Origin of the sequence: Colwellia sp. BRX10-4 (assembly GCF_014077465.1) — a bacterium.
Lineage (GTDB): Bacteria > Pseudomonadota > Gammaproteobacteria > Enterobacterales > Alteromonadaceae > Colwellia_A.
In genome coordinates this window covers 1-17,193 of sequence record NZ_JACGVZ010000034.1, presented here as the reverse complement: position 1 = coordinate 17,193, position 17,193 = coordinate 1, and the positions used below count along the sequence as shown (strand labels likewise).

Here is a 17,193-nt window from a genome sequence, read left to right as displayed (position 1 = left end):
TTAGCCAAAGCATCAACAGATAAACAACGCTATCAGCAGATTTGCCTGAGCGCTAAGAAAACTTACATTATATTAAAGCCAGTGCTCTTAGATGTTGAATTGAAAGTATTGTCGATCTTAAGGTTTGCTTGTTCAAATAGGTCAGCCGTTAGTGATGATAAGTTTAAGATGTTTGTCACAGAATCCATTCGATGTCTCTTTTGGTTTTTTACGTTGTCTAGTTAACCAGTATTTACCACATTGAGACATCGTCTAATTTAAAATTATTATCATTTTTATTATATTTGAATCACAAAGTTTGAGTTAGTTTTATACAAGAATGTTTTATTGTTATTTTAAACTTATAATATGACTTTTTTACGTTGCTCTAATAATCCCATGGCGAGTATAAAAGGGTTCTCTTTTTGCTGCGCTATAAAATTAGCTTTGCTTTGTAAATTAAGCCAATGATGGCTGATCAAACTCTGCGCCACTGCACCACCTAAGGTAGCACCTGGGCCCAAAATAATAAGCTTATCGGGCGCAAACTCTTTAATGGCTACCTCGATCGCTTTTGAAAAGTTATAAGGCTCTACCACTTGTGTCTTAAGCGTGTAGTTATGTAATTGCTCAACATCGCAACTATAAGGTTGCCAAACTTTGCCTAAGCCATCAATTAACGGTATTTCAGGGGCATTAAACAGTTGTGCGGGCAATAGTTCCACCGCCCGTTTTGAAACATCACTTAGCAGCGGTGTATGAAAAGCTGCATGGTTAAATAAATTCATTGGATAACGGTCTTGCACCACAGGCAGTAACGCTTCTAACGCTTTCAAACCGGCCTTGTTACCACCAAAAACTATATAACCACCTAAATTAATCGAGACATAAACTTCACAATCTCTTTGTTGATTTGCTTGTGCTAACCATTGCATAACCTGGTGTTCTTGTTCTCGCTCAATATTCCACTCATCGTTAATGATTGGATAAATCATTTGTCCACCAATCACACCTTTTGTCATCATCGAACCCATGGTATTAATTAGCTTAATAGCTTGTTTGGGTTTTAATGCGCCAGCAACCGCTAATGCTATATACCAACCCATAGAGTTGCCAGTAACCGCGACAATATCAAACTCGTCTTTATTAATGGCTTGATAATCTGATAATGCACAAGCATAAATAAGTGCCGAAGCATTTTCACCGGCAGTATGGGTAGGCATGCTGTAATTTTCCATACCATCAAGTTCAGAAACTTTCATTTGCCCTTGACTGTCACGAAAATCATCAATTAATGAAACTATTTCTGTTTTATCACTATGAAAACGCTGTAAATACCCTAGTTCTTCTTTATTGTATGTACCTCGGCCAGGGCAAATAATTACCACTCTTTGCTTTTTCTTATTCATGGCTTTTACTGGTGATTTATCGGTATTTTTTATTGACGAACTCATTGGCAAATCTCCTTCGCAGCATCGACAATATTCTTAACCGATGGTAATACCTCATAGGCTGCAGCGCCTAGAGGAATAAAGCTATCACTTGCGGTAACGCGTTTTATTTTGGGGCATTCACTTGTTTTCTCATGAATTAAAGTCACTAGCGCTTCACTAATTGAGCCCGTTTTACGACATTCATCAACAATAAGCACATGCTCACAATCATTCACTTGCGCCAAAATACCTTTTTCATCTAATGGTGCTAACCAACGTAAATCAACAACACGTGCATCAATTCCCTGCTCTGCTAATTTTGCTTGTGCTTGGCGCGATAAATAATTGCCATTGCCATACGTTAAGATACACAGTTGTTTGCCTGAGCCAGCAACCTTAACGCCTAAATCGATACTGCTGTCTGCCAATTCAGGAGGCTGATACTCAAAGGTCCATAAACCATCACCTTCTTGGTGTAAGTCTTTCGCCATGTAAAGCGCTATTGGCTCTAAAAATATCACCATACGTTGTTGCTCTTGTGCTAAACGTACACTGGCGCGCATCATTTCAACTGCATCGGCACCATTTGACGGACAAGCGATGATTAATCCTGGAATATCGCGAAAAACGGCAAAAGAGTTATCATTATGAAAATGACCACCAAAACCTTTTTGGTAGGCCAAACCCGCAATGCGGATCACCATGGGATTAGTAAATTGCCCATTTGAGAAAAACGGTAATGTCGCCGCTTCGCCACGAATTTGATCTTCAGCGTTGTGCACATAAGCTAAAAATTGAATTTCAGGGATAGGTAGAAAACCGTTGTGCGCTAAACCAATAGCGGTACCTAAAATCGTTTGCTCATCTAGCAAGGTATTAATCACCCGGCTTTTGCCAAACCGTTCACATAACTTTGCCGTAACGTTATAAACGCCGCCTTTTTTGCCAATATCTTCACCGCACATAACAATACTGGGATATTCAGCCATTAAGTCCATCAATGCCCAGTTAATCAATTTTGCTAAATGCTGTTTTTTAGGCAGGTTATGTTTCTCATGTTTAAAAATTTCTGCGCGAGCTTTATCGCTAACTAACACTGAACTACGTGCTTTAGTCAGACTAGGTATAATGCTTGCCATTACGGCATCTGCACTGGCCAGTTTTTCTTTGCTAGCGGCATTTTCAGCAATAACTTCAATGCGCTTTTCAACGTTTTGATAAATATCGATCAGCTCTTCAGCCGTTAAGATATTGTTTTCTAAAATAATGCGCGCGGTGTGTAATAAAGGGTCTTGAAACTCTGTTGCCGTAATGTCAGCAATATCACGGTAAACAAACTCAGCATCAGAGCCCGCATGCCCCAGAATACGCACAGTGCGGATATGTAAAAACACGGGTTTACGCAATTCTCGAGCAATTCGTTCTGCTTCTTTGGCAGTTTTATAGGTATCTAAAATATTCAAGCCATCACAATAGAGATAAGTTAAACCGGCTCTATTTTCATAATTAGCGGCGATCCAGCCTTCCGGTGTAACCGTTGAAATACCAATACCATTATCTTCACAGACAAAAACAATTGGCATAGGAATAGACTGATAAGCCGCCCAAGCTGTGCTGTTAATTGCCCCTTGTGTGGTTGAGTGATTCGATGAAGCATCACCAAAATTACAAATAATGACGCCATCGTCTGGTATTTCTCCTTTATGCGCTAAACGTTTTGCTAACGGAATGCTGTATGCAGCGCCCATCGCTTTAGGCAAATGCGACGCTATGGTGCTAGTTTGTGGCGGAATAGCGAGCGCTTTACTGCCAAGCACTTTATGACGACCGCCAGAGATAGGGTCATCTTTTGATGCCGCAAATGACAATAGCATGTCATATAAAATCGTTTGTCCTGGTACTTGCTTACTGCGCTGAATAACAAACGCGCCACTGCGATAATGCAAAAATGCCATATCTGTCGGACGAAATGCCTTGGCATAAGCAGCATTACCCTCATGACCTGAGCTACCAATAGTATAAAAACTTTGACCTTTTTTCTGCATCACACGTGATTGCAAATCAAGGTGGCGACTCATTACTTGGGTTTCAAATAGATCAATAACTTCAGCTGAACTTAATCCAACATCACTAGGAGTTAAAGTACAAGTTGATTCAGGTAAGGTTTGGGCGCGAACAAAGTTAATAAAATTTTCTTTCACCAGCTGATTACGATCAGACATGATATCTCCACTAGGAATTATTATTATTGTGTTTTAAAACTAATGCGATAGGGCTATATGAAGCATCAAAAAAAGCGTAAATAAAAGGCGTATTAAATACGCCTTAATCAGTGTTTTAGTAAAATGCTTGTAAGCCAGTTTGTGCTCTACCTAGTATCAGGGCATGCACATCATGAGTACCCTCATAAGTATTAACCGCTTCAAGGTTCATCATATGGCGAATAATATGATACTCATCGGCAATACCGTTACCACCGTGCATATCACGAGCCGTGCGAGCAATTTCTAATGCTTTACCACATGAATTACGTTTGATTAGCGAAATAGCTTCGGGTGCTAATTGATCCGAATCCATTAAACGCCCCACTTGTAAGCAAGCTAATAAACCCGTGGTGATATCAGTTTGCATATCGGCTAATTTTTTCTGAATTAACTGTGTTGCTGCCAAAGGACGACCAAATTGTTCACGGTCTAGTGTGTATTGTCGAGCACCATGCCAACAAAATTCTGCAGCACCTAAAGCGCCCCAAGCAATGCCATAGCGTGCTTTGTTTAAACAACCAAATGGGCCAGATAAACCTTTAACATTTGGTAACATATTATCGCTAGGTACAAAAACGTTATCCATAACGATTTCACCGGTAATGGATGCTCGTAACGAAAATTTACCTTCAATTTTTGGTGCACTTAAACCTTCCATGCCTTTTTCTAAAACAAAACCACGAATCACGCCATTAAGTTTGGCCCAAACCACAAAAATATCTGCAACGGGAGAGTTCGTGATCCACATTTTATTACCCGTAATGCGATAACCGCCATCAACCGCAGTAGCATGTGTAGTTAAGCTACCTGGATCTGAGCCTGAATTAGGCTCAGTTAAACCGAAACAACCAATGTATTCACCAGATGCTAGTTTAGGTAAATATTTCATCCGTTGCTCTTCACTGCCGTAAGCATATATTGGATGCATAACTAGAGATGATTGCACGCTCATCGCACTGCGATAACCACTATCTACACGTTCAACTTCTCGTGCAATTAAGCCGTAAGTAACATAATTCACGCCTGCACAGCCATATTTTTCAGGTAATGTAGCGCCTAATAAGCCCAGCGCACCTAGTTCGCGCATAATTTCAACATCAAACTCTTCATTTCGGTTAGCCATTAATATTCTTGGCATTAATTTTTCTTGGCAATATTGATGAGCACTGTCACGGATCATTCGCTCCTCTTCAGACAATAAAGATTCCAATAAAAGTGGATCTTGCCATTTAAACGAGGGACGGTTTGCACTGCTTGAATGAGACATGAAATTACCTGCTAAGCTGAGAAATAATTAAGTGCAAAAATAATAAGCAAATACTAGCCAAAGTTAAAATATTATTTTCCTTTAACTGATATAGTTTAAAGCTATAACTAAGTTAACTAAGTTTATTATGGATTTAAAATCACTCAATTATTTTATTTCAGTTTATGAGTTAAAAAGTTTTAGTGCTGCTGCAAAAGCGTGTTTTATCGCCCAGCCTTCAATATCTGCAGCAATAGCACAACTTGAGCAACAACTAAAAGTACAACTTTTTATTCGCCACGCACGTGGTGTAACACCTTCAGAGCAAGGTAAAAAACTATTTCCATTGGCCAAACAGCTATTAGGGCAAGCAGGCGCAATAAAAAGCGTTTTTTCAGAAAAAACCCATAAGCAACCTTTTAACTTAGGCGTTACCCGCGGCTTAGGTGTCGAACGTATGAGCTTATTATTAAAAGAATTCACCTCAGCAAACCCTTCTGTCGAATTGACTTTAGTGCCACATACTGAAAATGTTGATGCACGTATTATTCTAAAAGATGAATTACAGGAAAATGAGCAGTATATAGACATGTGGCATGAAGATTATTTACTTGCCGTACCTTATGATCATATATTTGCCCTCGAAGATACCGTCACAATTCAGCAGTTAGACGGCTTACCTTTTATTCAGCGCATGCCTTGCAGTGCTTGGGATCACCTACAAGACACTTTAGCCATCGCCGGTATTAGTCTCGACGTACGAGCAAAAATCACCACCATAGATTATGCACTTGGCTTGGTACATGCTGGTTTAGGCTGCGCATTTTTACCCGCACACAGTGAAATTATTAAACGCAGTGACGTGGTATTTAGGCCAATTGTCGGCTTACAACTCACTCGAGAAATTGTATTAGCATACACAACATCGTCAAAAGCCATCAATAACTTAAAGCGTTTAGCTCGTAAACATGCCCATTAGACATTGCTGATAATGAAGCAGATTTGTCTATTTTATAGACAGATCACTGAACGGCTCACCCATAAAAGCTAACGTTTTGGGCAACTTTCTAACAAAGTAATGAAATTTCCATCTAATCAGCTATGTCTTAACCGACTAATAATATTAGCATTAGCTAAAACTGATTAACCAAATCCCAGTAAATTAATTTTGGTCACCGCCGCTTTTGCAACAAAAGAGACCTTTCTTAACACCCTAAATCAGCACCAAAAAGGTCTCCTCTGATACGAAAGCTGACGTTAACATCAATAGTTTCTTAGGTTGTTTTAGACATCACATAAACAGAGGTTTACCTTTATTCTGACAGGCAACTAAGCCACCATTGCCGACAGTCACATAGTTGAATAGGTATTACTTCAAAGTGGCTTTGGTGACGTTAGCTATTGTTTGTTCTTTAGGTCAACTGTTAGCCAAAAGCGGAAGTTAGCTTTTGAGTTAAAAACGGCAGATCAGGGATCCTAACGTTGTCGTTTTTATATAAAAACTCACATCCATTCACAGTTGAGATTGTGCCGAAAATTCTTGCACGGAATTAGATATTAAAAACCGAAAGCGGACATTGAATCATGTAAGTTTTAAATAAAGTTAGAGTGTAAACTATAACTCGCTTTCGCCCACTTTTCGAGATGGAGCTAAGAATGACTTCCACCATAAAAATGCGATATAGCTAAAAATAAGGATTATCATAGAACTAAAAAATGTCACAATAATGACACCTTAAAGGTGTGAATTTTTTATCTATAAAAATCTGCTAATCGATGGAATATGATTTTAGGGTAAACTTTAAAATGGATTCAAATAGCGTTGAATATTTAATTATAATAGCGGAAGTTTTGTGCCCACATAAAAAATAAATGATTGGTTATCCTATTATATTCATTAGCGGTTATAAAAGGTGCCCTTGAGTTTAACAACTACCTCCATTTTCTATATGGAAAGGAATTAATACAGAATCAGTTGCTCTATTTATAAAAAGTTCTGCTGCTTTGATACCCTTTTTTTCACTATTTTGATGCACAGTTGTTAGTGGCGGGGTAGAACGTAAAGCCTCATCGATACCGTCGAAACCAACCACTCTTATATCTGCAGGTATATTAAGTCCCATAGCGTTAATTTCCTTTATGGCAGCTAAAGCAATAAGGTCACTCATACAAAGTAAAACATTTGGACGAGGCGTAGATGTTAACGCTTCTCTAGCAGCAATTAAGGCAGAATTATGCTTACTCTCAGGTATACTCCACACTCTATCAGCTCTGAGATTAACATCTAACTCTTTGATTGCTCTTTGATAACCACTTAAGCGTTGATGAGCAATTGAACATGTAAAATCTGAACTTGGTAAGTCGTATACACGACAAGTTACATTAGAATCGAGCAATCTCAAGCCAAGAATAGCGATGGCGTCATCTGTTGACTTTATTGCAAGTTTCGCTATTTCATAAGCGGCTTGTTCATTGTCAATTCCTACAGATGCTTTACGATCTATATCAAAATCTGCGGTAACAACTTTTTTTGTTGTCGTTCTTAATTGGTCAATTAACTTTGTATTACGTGGACTACCGTAACAAATAAAGCCATCAACAAAATCAGATACCGCGTTGATATTCTCAGAAGTGCCAGAAAACAATAACAAATTGACTTTACTTTTTTCTAAAACCGATGAAACACCTTTTACAAAATTACTCGCCACCGGATCTGTTATCATGTATTCAACACTGTCAGGTAGCACCAAAGCAACGATATTAAAGCGACCATTTCTTAACGATTGAGCCGCTTTGTTAGGTCCTGAATAACCCATTTTTTCACATGACTCGAGAATATCATCTCTACGCTTTTTAGAGAGTTGATCGGGTCTGTTAAATGCATTAGAGACTGTTGCATTTGAAACACCGAGTTCTTTAGCAACACTTTTAAGCGTCCAAACTTTTTTATCTGTCATGATGACCTTTTTGATTACCTTAAAATTTCAGCAGTTTATAATGTTCGCCATAGTATACTTAGTTCTATTATAAACTGAATATTAATTCATGAGCTTTCAGCTTAAATTAAGTAACATATTTAAACTAATAATGCGTGTGCTATTGTTTTCTATGATCTGAATTTGTGCGTGTCTATCAGCTAAATCGACGATTAGCGTTGTACTGTCATCATTTTTTTGCCAATTCATTTCTAATGTTGAAACATTACTATTAACGGTAAATTCACCATTAAAAGCTTCAGTGTTATTTCGTAATTTAATGAGACTAATTATTGCTTTGGTATAAGGCTTATTTAATGCTTGTTCAATGCGCTCATTATTTAGATAAGGGCGATTTATGTCTCGGCCAACATTTGTTTTAGATAATAATGTAATATCATTACCTTCAGCCAGTAAACCAGCGTAATACACCTGTGGTATGCCTGGTGAGAAGAATTGAATCGCTCTGGCAACTAAATAATCAAAGTCATTTTGTCCAAGTGCATCATAGTATGTACAATTTACTTGATATATATCTACATTACTTGCCGCAGCTCCCGTTGCCTTTTTACTTTCGCCAGCACTATTAAAATGAATTGTTTCAACCAGGTTATCGATTTCAACATCATCCAATAAACCAGCCTTACCATTCATTGGGCCAACATCAATAATACCAATGCCATCATGAGTATCCAACACAGTAATACAATTTCTTGGTGATATGTCTAGCCACTTAGCTAATGCGGTGAAGTTCTGACTAAAAATACTGTGTAAAACCAGAGGAGGTAATGCAAAATCATAAACTCGGTCAACGCGTTTAGCTATTTCTATTTGAGTTTGATAATAGGAATGGATCTCTACAAGGGTTTCAATCCCCAGTTTATTAGCGATACTACTTAGCTCATCAATAAATTCAAAAGTTTCGTCAAGCATGAAACAACTTGTTCCCGCTTTTTTCAGTGCGTAACCTGCGGCATCTAAACGGATCATTTTGATATTATTTTCAGAAAATGTTGTTAAAATGCGTTTTAAATAGTCTTTCCCTATCTCAGATGTCACATCTATATCTATTTGATTGTCTGTAAAGGTAGTCCAAAAATCTGCGCTTTCATTATTAGGTAATGAAAAATGAGTAAAACAACTACCAGGTCTAGGACGATATATTTTTTCTTGTAGTGTAGTACTTAAACCGTTCGGGAAAACTTTATCTTTGGTTAAAAATAGTTCCCAAAAAGGAGATTTTTGACCGTTTTTTAATATATCTTTAAATTCTTCAGATTGGGCTGACATATGATTTACGATAAGATCAGCCATCAACTCATGATTTTTACCCAGCTCTTTTATATCATCCCAATTGCCAAGCCTGCTATCGACTTGGGTATGATCTATAGGGTCGAAACCAGCATCACTACCATCTATTGGATAATAAAAGGGTAACAAATGAACACCGGAAAACAAATCTGAAAGTTGCTCATTTAACAAGTTGGTTAATGACTGAGTATCTGCTCCAGTGAGTCTATCAATGTAGGTGATTAGCTGAACATTATTTTTCATAAGTTTACCATTTAATTTTAAGTTGCATCTTAATCGATTAAGCTCTATCTTTATATACAATATAGTATTAATCAAGAATAATTTAATTTTTCTTTAAGATGCTAAGACAAAATAACTAAATAGCGATAAATTTTTTTAGCTATCATTAACATAAAAAGTTTTATTAACTGGGGAAGAATAATGAACCAAACGAATAACTTAACACTAAGCCCACAACTATCTGAAGATGCGTCGGTAAATAGAATTAAACTTCTGACATATATGATGTTTTTTGTTTTTGCGATGACCTCGGATGCAGTAGGGGTTATCATTCCACAATTAATAGAAACCTATCAATTAAATTTAACACAAGCGAGTGCATTTCATTATGTGCCCATGATTTTCATTGCATTGAGTGGTTTGTTCTTAGGATACTTGGCCGATAAATGGGGGCGAAAAGCAACGATTGTTATTGGGTTGGCAATTTTCTCTATCGCATGCTTTTTATTTTCCTTAGGTAGTTCTTTCCTGTATTTTTTATCATTACTCGCTCTAATTGGCATCGCTATTGGTTTATTTAAAACAGGTGCGTTAGCGCTTATTGGTGACATATCTTCGTCAAATAAAGATCATACGTCGACGATGAACAAGGTAGAAGGATTTTTTGGTATAGGTGCTATGGTAGGTCCTGCGATTGTAAGTTACTTACTCGTTGCTGGTATATCTTGGAAGTACTTATACATAAGTGCTGGTGTGTTATGCGCACTACTATGCTTGGCCGCAATGAAAACTAAATACCCAGTTAGCAAACCAAGTACGGAAGGGAAAATAAATTTAAAAAGCTCACTTAAGGTAATGAAAGACCCTTATGCGATGGGATTTTCATTGGCAATAGCGTTATATGTTGCCACAGAAGTTGCCATCTACGTTTGGATGCCAACACTCTTGGCTGATTATACAGGCTCTCTGGTTTGGCTGGCTACATACTCACTCACTATTTTCTTTGCTTTAAGAGCGGGAGGTCGATTTTTAGGAGTATGGATGCTAAAACATTTTAACTGGCAAACAGTGATGTGTTGGTTCTCGTTAGCCGTATTTTTGTGTTATTTAGGCACGGCAATAATGGGTGTTGAAGCAGCAGTTGTACTATTGCCACTTTCAGGTTTATTTATGTCGATGATATATCCGACCCTTAATTCTAAAGGGATCAGTTGTTTCCACCCATCAAAACATGGTGCTGTTGCTGGAGTTATTCTGTTTTTTACCGCTGTTTCTGCCGCAGTATCTCCACTTCTTATGGGCATTATCAGTGATCTGTTTGGTCATGTATCTTATGGCTTTTACTTAGCAACATTCTTTTCAGCTATTCTAGCGTTAGCTGCTATTTATAACCTGATAGCTGATCCCACTCAGCATAATCCTCAAAACTAAATCTTATTATTTATCAGTAGATTAATAAAAAAACAAAATTGAATATAAAAAATAACTTGCAAAATGACTGCATCTTACACAATAATCAACTTAATCGATTAAGTGGGTCGTTTTAGCAGAAAGATTTTAAAATATAAAACATACTATAAAAAAACTTGGGGAAGTAAATGAAACATACAACATATAAAAAATTAATATTAAGTACATTAGCCATGGCTATATGCTCGAGCTTAAGTGCAGCGGAAACAACCAAAACGAAAGTAGAAAATAAAAAAGGCATCGATTTTGAGCGAATCGTAGTAACAGGTGCCACGGGTAAAGGCACAACAGTGATGGCATCAAGCGTTTCAGTAAGTACTATCTCTGGTGATCAAATAGAAGTAGCAGCACCAAGAAGTAGTGCAGAGGCATTTAGAAATATCCCCGGGGTTCGTTCTGAAGCATCAGGTGGCGACGGTAACGCTAACCTTGCGGTTCGTGGTCTTCCTGTAGCAGCAGGTGGCGCTAAATTCATGCAAATTCAAGAAGATGGTTTACCTATTCTACAATTTGGCGATATCGCTTTTGGTAACACAGATATTTTCTTACGCATAGATTCTACAATGGCTTCTATTGATGCTATTCGTGGTGGTTCTGCATCTACACTTGCTACAAATGCTCCTGGCGGCATAATTAATATCGTTAGCAAAAATGGTAAAACTGAAGGAGGTAGCGTAGCTACAACAATCGGTTTAGATTACGACTCCACTCGCACAGACTTTGAATTTGGTGGCGACATTAACGACTCTACCTATTTCCATCTTGGGGGGTTCTACCGTCAAGGTGAAGGTGTACGTGATACTGGTTATACGGGTAATAAAGGCGGCCAAATTAAAGCTAATATAACTAAAGAGTTCGATGCTGGTTACGTTAGACTTTATTTCAAACACTTAGATGATACAACAACCGCTTATTTACCTATGCCTGTTTATGCTGATGGTTCTTCAGTTGAAGGGTTTGATGCTTCAACTGGAACTCCGCACACTCCATATCACACCTCTATGATCACAACAGATGGTGCTGGAAATGGACGTCTTGCTGATATGCGTAATGGCATGAGTCCGAAAGTTGATGCGCTTGGTTTTGAAGCTGTATTTGATTTAGGCAATGACTGGTCTGTTGAAAACAGAATGAGAATTTCTCGCACTAAAGGTAGCTTTACTGGTCCATTCCCTGAAAGTATTCAAGGAAGTCAAGGCTTAGCTGACAGTATAGCGGGTGCTGGTGCAACATTAACTTATGCAAATGGTCCACAAGCAGGTAATGCTTATACTGCTGATAACCTCATGCGTATTCACTCATTTGATGTCGAAATGACTAACCTTGATTTTATGGTTAACGATTTTAAATTAACAAAAATAATGAATGATACGAGTTTTACATTTGGTTTATATAACTCATCTCAAACCATTCAACAATCGTGGTTATGGAATTCTTACTTATATGAAGTTAAAGGCCAAGATGCTGCGCTTGTTGATGTAAGTGCCGCTGACGGTACTGAATTTTCTGACAATGGTGTTATTGGATACGGTGTTCCAGCTTGGGGTAACTGTTGTACGCGTAATTACGATCTACAATATGAAGTTTCTGCTCCATACGCAGCGTTTAGCACAAGTTTTGATAACATCAATGTAGACGGTAGTGTTCGCTTTGACAGTGGAACAGCAACGGGGACTTTCGCAGGCGCTGCTCAATCGACAGTTGACATGAACGGTAACGGCAGTATTCATCAAATCGAAACGAGTGTTTCAAATGTAAACAACGCCGATGCTAACAATGTAAATTATGATTGGAGCTACGTGTCTTACTCTTTAGGCGCTAATATTCAAATTAATGACGACTTAGCTGCATTTGGTCGTATCAGCAAGGGGGCTACCGCTAACGCAGACCGCTTGGCTTTTGGTAAAATAGATGCTGCTGGTGTTGCAAAAGATGAAGATATTTATGACGAAGTAGATCAATTGGAATTGGGTGTTAAATTCCGTCAAGATAACTTGTCTGTCTTTGCGACAGCGTTCTTTGCACAAACGCAAGAGCAAAATTTTGAAGCAACTAGTCAACGATTTTTTGACCGTGAATATGAATCACAAGGTATCGAAATTGAATCAACTTACTATGTTGGTAATTTTGATGTACGTGCTAACTTAACGTGGACTGATTCTGAAATAACTAAAGATTTTGTTAACCCAAGCGTTGTTGGTAATACGCCAAGAAGACAAGCCGATGTTGTTTACTCTATAACAGGTCGTTATAACTTCAATGAAGGTTCAGCGGGTGTTAACGTTATTGGTACTTCAGATTCATTTGCTCAAGATAACTTTGACCAAACTGATCCTAACGCACTTATATTAGACGGTTATGTTCAAGTAAATGCCTTTGCTCAATACCGTCTTTCTGACGCATTTAGTGTTTCCTTAAATATTAACAACGTTTTTGAAACTGTGGGGATCACAGAAGCAGAAGATGCTACAGCTGCTTCTGCCAAAACTATTATCCGTGCAAGATCAATACAAGGTCGTTCAACGACTCTTACGTTTAAATACGAATTTTAATCCTAAATTATAATATTAGAAGTATTAACTAGCCCATTTAATATGGGCTTTTTTTCAAGGTAAATCTATGTTTTCTTTAATCAGTTATGGCGAAGTGTTAGTCGATTTTCTGCCAACGTCAGTCAATGACCCAAGTTACATTCCGTTAGCAGGAGGTGCGCCTGCCAATGTCGCAGTAGCTTATGCTAAGTTAGGTGGAGCAGGATACTTTGCTGGAGGTGTTAGTGAAGACAATTTTGGTAACATGCTCATGCAAGCATTAGAAAATGAAGGCGTTAATACCGATTTCGTTAAAAGAATAGCAGGCGCAAATACCGCTTTAGTATTAGTTAGCTTAGACTCTTGTGGTGAGAGAACATTTAATTTCTATCGTCATAATACTGCCGACATGCAATATGGCATCTCTCAAGTTGATAAAATCAACTGGAAAAACATGGGTTTTTTTCACTTTTGTTCAAACACCTTAACTAGCCAGCCAATGTATAGCGATACGCTTTATGCGATAAAAAATGCGAAAAGAAATAAGGTATTAATTAGCTTTGATGTAAATTTACGCCAACAACTTTGGCAAGATTTATCCCTATTGATGTCCCGAGTTGAAGCCTGTATCGAAGAAAGCGATATAGTCAAATTGAGTAAAGACGAAGCCGAATACTTAGCAAAAATAAAGCAGGTTGATGTCGATGTTTATGTACAATATTTACTATTACTTGGCGCTAAACTTATTGTCATCACTGATGGTCCAAACCCTGTTCAAGTAACTTGCGCTAGTTTTTCAATAATGCTTAAAGTACCTAAAGTATCTCCCGTTGATACTACTGGCGCCGGTGATAGCTTTATTTCAGGTTTTCTATTTTCACTCGCCAAATCTGTGGAAAATGATGAAAGTATAGATACATTATATGAAATTATTGAGCAACGTGAATACGTTTCTGTTGCGGTGCTATTTGGCGCTAATTGTGGTGCTTTTACCTGTCAGAAAAAAGGGGCCTTCACGGCATTACCACACTTAACTGATATCTAATACTCGACATAACTTACTCTTACTTACCTAGGACCGACATGCAATCTAGAGAAAATCTTAATAGTTGGCAGCAATTAACAAAACATGCACAACTAATGAAAAATCAACATATGAAGGACTTATTCGCAAAAGATAGTCAGCGATTTAGTAAATTTTCAATAAAACTGCCTTCTATACTGTTAGATTATTCTAAAAATGCGATCACAGAAGAAACTATTTCGCTATTAACTGACCTAGCCAAAGAGTGTGAAGTAGAAAAATGGCGAGAAAAATGTTCAGCGGAGAACGTATTAATAAAACTGAAGATCGTGCTGTTTTGCATACAGCATTAAGGGATCGCTCCAAAAAACCACTTTGGGTCGATGGAAAAAAAATTTCAGAAGACATTGAAAAAACACTAGAACAAGTTAAAAAATTTAGTGATGATATTCGTCAAGGTTTATGGCGAGGATATTCGGGCGAGCGTATCACCGATATAGTAAATATTGGCGTTGGTGGTTCTAATTTGGGACCTCAAATGGTGACTGAGGCATTAAAAAGGTTTAGTGATAACTGCGTTAACGTCCATTATGTGTCGAATGTTGATGGTACTCAAATAGCTGAAGTACTGCGGCCATTAAATCCAGAAAAAGTGCTATTTATTGTGTCGAGTAAAACATTTACCACGACAGAAACCATGTTAAACGCTAAAACAGCGATAAAGTGGCTAACGGCGTCTTCATTTGATCATTCCGTGATTGAAAAACATTTTATCGCCGTTACTGCCAATAAAGAAAACGCCATAAAATATGGCATATCAGCAGCAAACATCTTTAATATGTGGGATTGGGTTGGCGGACGATTTTCATTATGGTCTGCTATCGGCCTTCCTATTGCGATCAATCTTGGTTTTGATCATTTCAAAGCGCTATTAGATGGCGCTTATGAAATGGATTGCCATTTTTGTAATACGCCAATAGAAAAGAATATTCCGGTAATATTAGCGTTATTAAGCCTATGGAATTGCACTTTTTTAGGCGCGCAATCTCAAGCCATTTTACCTTACGACCAATCCTTACATATGCTATCTGCTTATCTGCAACAAGCTGAGATGGAGAGTAATGGTAAATCGGTTAACTGGGATGGTGAAGCGATCTCTTATCCAACCGTTCCGTCAATATGGGGAGAATTAGGCATTAATGGGCAACATGCTTTTTATCAATATTTACATCAAAGTAATAATATTGTTCCGGCCGACTTTATTGGTTCTGTAGAAAGTGTCACGCCTATTGAAGGGCACCATGAAGCCCTCATGTCTAATTTTTTCGCGCAAACTCAAGCGCTAATGCAAGGTGTTAATGAACAACAAGTTAGGGACGATTTAATAGCCAAAGGACGTACACCTAGCTACATAGATAAAGTCGCACCCCATAAAGTTCACAAGGGTAACCGGCCAACCAATACTTTATTAATGAATAAGATTTCGCCCTTTACGCTCGGTAGTTTAATTGCGATTTACGAACATAAAATATTTGTTCAAGGCATTATTTTGCAAATATGCTCTTTTGACCAATGGGGAGTTGAGCTAGGTAAAGGTTTAGCCAGTAGAATAGAAAATGAGCTTCACAATAACTCTATCGATCTCGCTCACGATAGCTCTACCTGGAATCTTATGATGCATTACGAGGAAGTAAAGAATCGCAGTAGATAGAATTATAGCTGACAATACTTAAAATAATTATTATGAATAAACATCCTTATTACTCGATAGATATAGAAAATGGTGCACGAATTATTTTAACACCATGCCCTGGAACTGAGGGAGTTGAACTCGAAGTATCAATAAAAACTTAAAGCAAACCGGTGCAATGGTCTTATTGACTCTGATGTTTGATGAAGGGATGACAAGAAACCATATAGAGTTACTGCCAGATCTATGCAAACAATATGATATTACTTGGATACAATTACCTATAGTCGATGATGAGGTGCCAAATAAAGTATTTGAAGATAAATGGAAGTAATATCAAGCACTCATATTAGTCACCATTGATAATGGTGGCTGTGTAACCATTCACTGTAAAGATGGTAAGGGAAGGACCGGATTAGTCGCGGCAATGATGTTAACTTGCCACGGCTGGCCAATTGAAAAGGTCATAAGCTGTATTCAAAAGGTTCGGCCTGAGGCCCTTAAAAGTCAAAAAACAATTAGCTTATCTCAGATTTTTCTTAGAACAGAAAGAATGGGACCTTTATAAAAGGTGATTCATTCTATCTTTATTTTAATCTCTGCGGGTTTGATTTTCCGCCGCTTGTGGCGTAAGGAAATTGACATTTAACTAATTTAGATACCCATATTCGCGTAGCGAATTTGAGCCTAAGCGAAAAGCATTGGCGCGGGCTAGTTCATGTTTTCATTAATTTTAATTGAAATAATGTGGTATCTAGTTAGTCCTCGTTTCGAAATAATGATCACAAACTAACTGACCATATTTCACTGAAAGTGGTCAAGAATATTATTCTTGTCTCTAGTTAATATAGTTATCAATTGGATTGGTGTATGTTGCCTCGACTGACCAAAGAAATAAATTACTCTTAATTGATTCTTTAACTAGGCTAATATGTTTCACTTTCGCTTGGATTAATTGATTAGTTTTCCAAATAAAGAGAGGTGGATTTCCAAAGGAGTATAATTTTAATGAATAATGAATAATGAATAATGAATAATGAATAATGAA

The 17,193-nt window shown here is 37.7% G+C and carries 12 protein-coding genes and 1 pseudogene; 7 read left to right on the top strand and 6 right to left on the bottom strand.

What is annotated here, in order from left to right:
• Positions 1-341: 341 nt before the first annotated feature.
• The 3 genes from H4J67_RS18175 to H4J67_RS18165 form a co-directional block, all read right to left on the bottom strand.
• A complete protein-coding gene (locus H4J67_RS18175; protein WP_182204602.1) occupies positions 342-1,433 on the bottom strand; it encodes an ACP S-malonyltransferase in 1,092 nt (363 codons plus the stop codon).
• On the bottom strand, positions 1,430-3,634 hold the full coding sequence (locus H4J67_RS18170) for an alpha-ketoacid dehydrogenase subunit alpha/beta (RefSeq protein ID WP_182204600.1): 2,205 nt from the start codon (positions 3,632-3,634) through the stop codon (positions 1,430-1,432). Before H4J67_RS18170 ends, H4J67_RS18175 begins: the two co-directional genes overlap by 4 nt.
• Before the next feature lie 115 nt (positions 3,635-3,749).
• A complete protein-coding gene (locus H4J67_RS18165; RefSeq protein ID WP_182204599.1) occupies positions 3,750-4,943 on the bottom strand; it encodes an acyl-CoA dehydrogenase in 1,194 nt (397 codons plus the stop codon).
• A gap of 127 nt (positions 4,944-5,070) precedes the next feature.
• Between H4J67_RS18165 and H4J67_RS18160 the strand changes: the two genes are divergently transcribed.
• Complete coding sequence (locus tag H4J67_RS18160) at positions 5,071-5,901, top strand: LysR family transcriptional regulator (RefSeq protein ID WP_182204597.1); 831 nt, start codon at positions 5,071-5,073, stop codon at positions 5,899-5,901.
• A gap of 946 nt (positions 5,902-6,847) precedes the next feature.
• Here the strand turns inward: H4J67_RS18160 and H4J67_RS18155 are convergent.
• Together H4J67_RS18155 and gtfA are read right to left on the bottom strand one after the other, a co-directional pair.
• Positions 6,848-7,879, bottom strand: coding sequence for a LacI family DNA-binding transcriptional regulator (locus H4J67_RS18155; protein WP_182204595.1), 1,032 nt, complete (start codon positions 7,877-7,879; stop codon positions 6,848-6,850).
• Positions 7,880-7,975: 96 nt separating this feature from the next.
• Positions 7,976-9,451 carry a sucrose phosphorylase gene (gene gtfA, locus H4J67_RS18150; protein ID WP_182204593.1) on the bottom strand — a complete coding sequence of 492 codons (1,476 nt, stop codon included), beginning with the start codon at positions 9,449-9,451 and terminating at the stop codon, positions 7,976-7,978.
• Between the two features lie 180 nt (positions 9,452-9,631).
• Between gtfA and H4J67_RS18145 the strand changes: the two genes are divergently transcribed.
• From H4J67_RS18145 to H4J67_RS21320, 6 genes and pseudogenes are all read left to right on the top strand, one after another.
• On the top strand, positions 9,632-10,861 hold the full coding sequence (locus tag H4J67_RS18145) for a sugar MFS transporter (protein WP_182204591.1): 1,230 nt from the start codon (positions 9,632-9,634) through the stop codon (positions 10,859-10,861).
• Positions 10,862-11,028: 167 nt separating this feature from the next.
• Positions 11,029-13,452 (top strand): TonB-dependent receptor domain-containing protein, encoded by a 2,424-nt coding sequence (locus tag H4J67_RS18140; RefSeq protein ID WP_182204589.1) that lies wholly within the window; start codon positions 11,029-11,031, stop codon positions 13,450-13,452.
• 67 nt (positions 13,453-13,519) lie between these two features.
• Complete coding sequence (locus H4J67_RS18135) at positions 13,520-14,476, top strand: carbohydrate kinase (RefSeq protein ID WP_182204587.1); 957 nt, start codon at positions 13,520-13,522, stop codon at positions 14,474-14,476.
• Positions 14,477-14,514: 38 nt separating this feature from the next.
• Positions 14,515-16,166, top strand: a pseudogene (pgi, locus tag H4J67_RS18130) (glucose-6-phosphate isomerase).
• 157 nt (positions 16,167-16,323) lie between these two features.
• The gene (locus tag H4J67_RS18125; RefSeq protein WP_182204585.1) at positions 16,324-16,479 is read left to right on the top strand and encodes a hypothetical protein; all 156 of its coding nucleotides are present in this window, start codon (positions 16,324-16,326) and stop codon (positions 16,477-16,479) included.
• A gap of 12 nt (positions 16,480-16,491) precedes the next feature.
• The gene (locus H4J67_RS21320; RefSeq protein ID WP_182204615.1) at positions 16,492-16,713 is read left to right on the top strand and encodes a protein-tyrosine phosphatase family protein; all 222 of its coding nucleotides are present in this window, start codon (positions 16,492-16,494) and stop codon (positions 16,711-16,713) included.
• 270 nt (positions 16,714-16,983) lie between these two features.
• On the opposite strand, the gene H4J67_RS20370 is transcribed toward H4J67_RS21320, so the two are convergent.
• On the bottom strand, positions 16,984-17,193 hold a 210-nt coding region (locus tag H4J67_RS20370), incomplete at its 5' end, for a hypothetical protein (RefSeq protein ID WP_220471675.1).

Coding starts and splice junctions, on each gene's coding strand:
- H4J67_RS18165 (WP_182204599.1), bottom strand. CDS start 4,943: ATGTCTCATTCAAGCAGTGCAAACCGTCCCTCGTTTAAATGGCAAGAT.
- H4J67_RS18135 (WP_182204587.1), top strand. CDS start 13,520: ATGTTTTCTTTAATCAGTTATGGCGAAGTGTTAGTCGATTTTCTGCCA.
- H4J67_RS18175 (WP_182204602.1), bottom strand. CDS start 1,433: ATGAGTTCGTCAATAAAAAATACCGATAAATCACCAGTAAAAGCCATG.
- gtfA (WP_182204593.1), bottom strand. CDS start 9,451: ATGAAAAATAATGTTCAGCTAATCACCTACATTGATAGACTCACTGGA.
- H4J67_RS18145 (WP_182204591.1), top strand. CDS start 9,632: ATGAACCAAACGAATAACTTAACACTAAGCCCACAACTATCTGAAGAT.
- H4J67_RS18125 (WP_182204585.1), top strand. CDS start 16,324: ATGGTCTTATTGACTCTGATGTTTGATGAAGGGATGACAAGAAACCAT.
- H4J67_RS18170 (WP_182204600.1), bottom strand. CDS start 3,634: ATGTCTGATCGTAATCAGCTGGTGAAAGAAAATTTTATTAACTTTGTT.
- H4J67_RS18140 (WP_182204589.1), top strand. CDS start 11,029: ATGAAACATACAACATATAAAAAATTAATATTAAGTACATTAGCCATG.
- H4J67_RS18160 (WP_182204597.1), top strand. CDS start 5,071: ATGGATTTAAAATCACTCAATTATTTTATTTCAGTTTATGAGTTAAAA.
- H4J67_RS18155 (WP_182204595.1), bottom strand. CDS start 7,879: ATGACAGATAAAAAAGTTTGGACGCTTAAAAGTGTTGCTAAAGAACTC.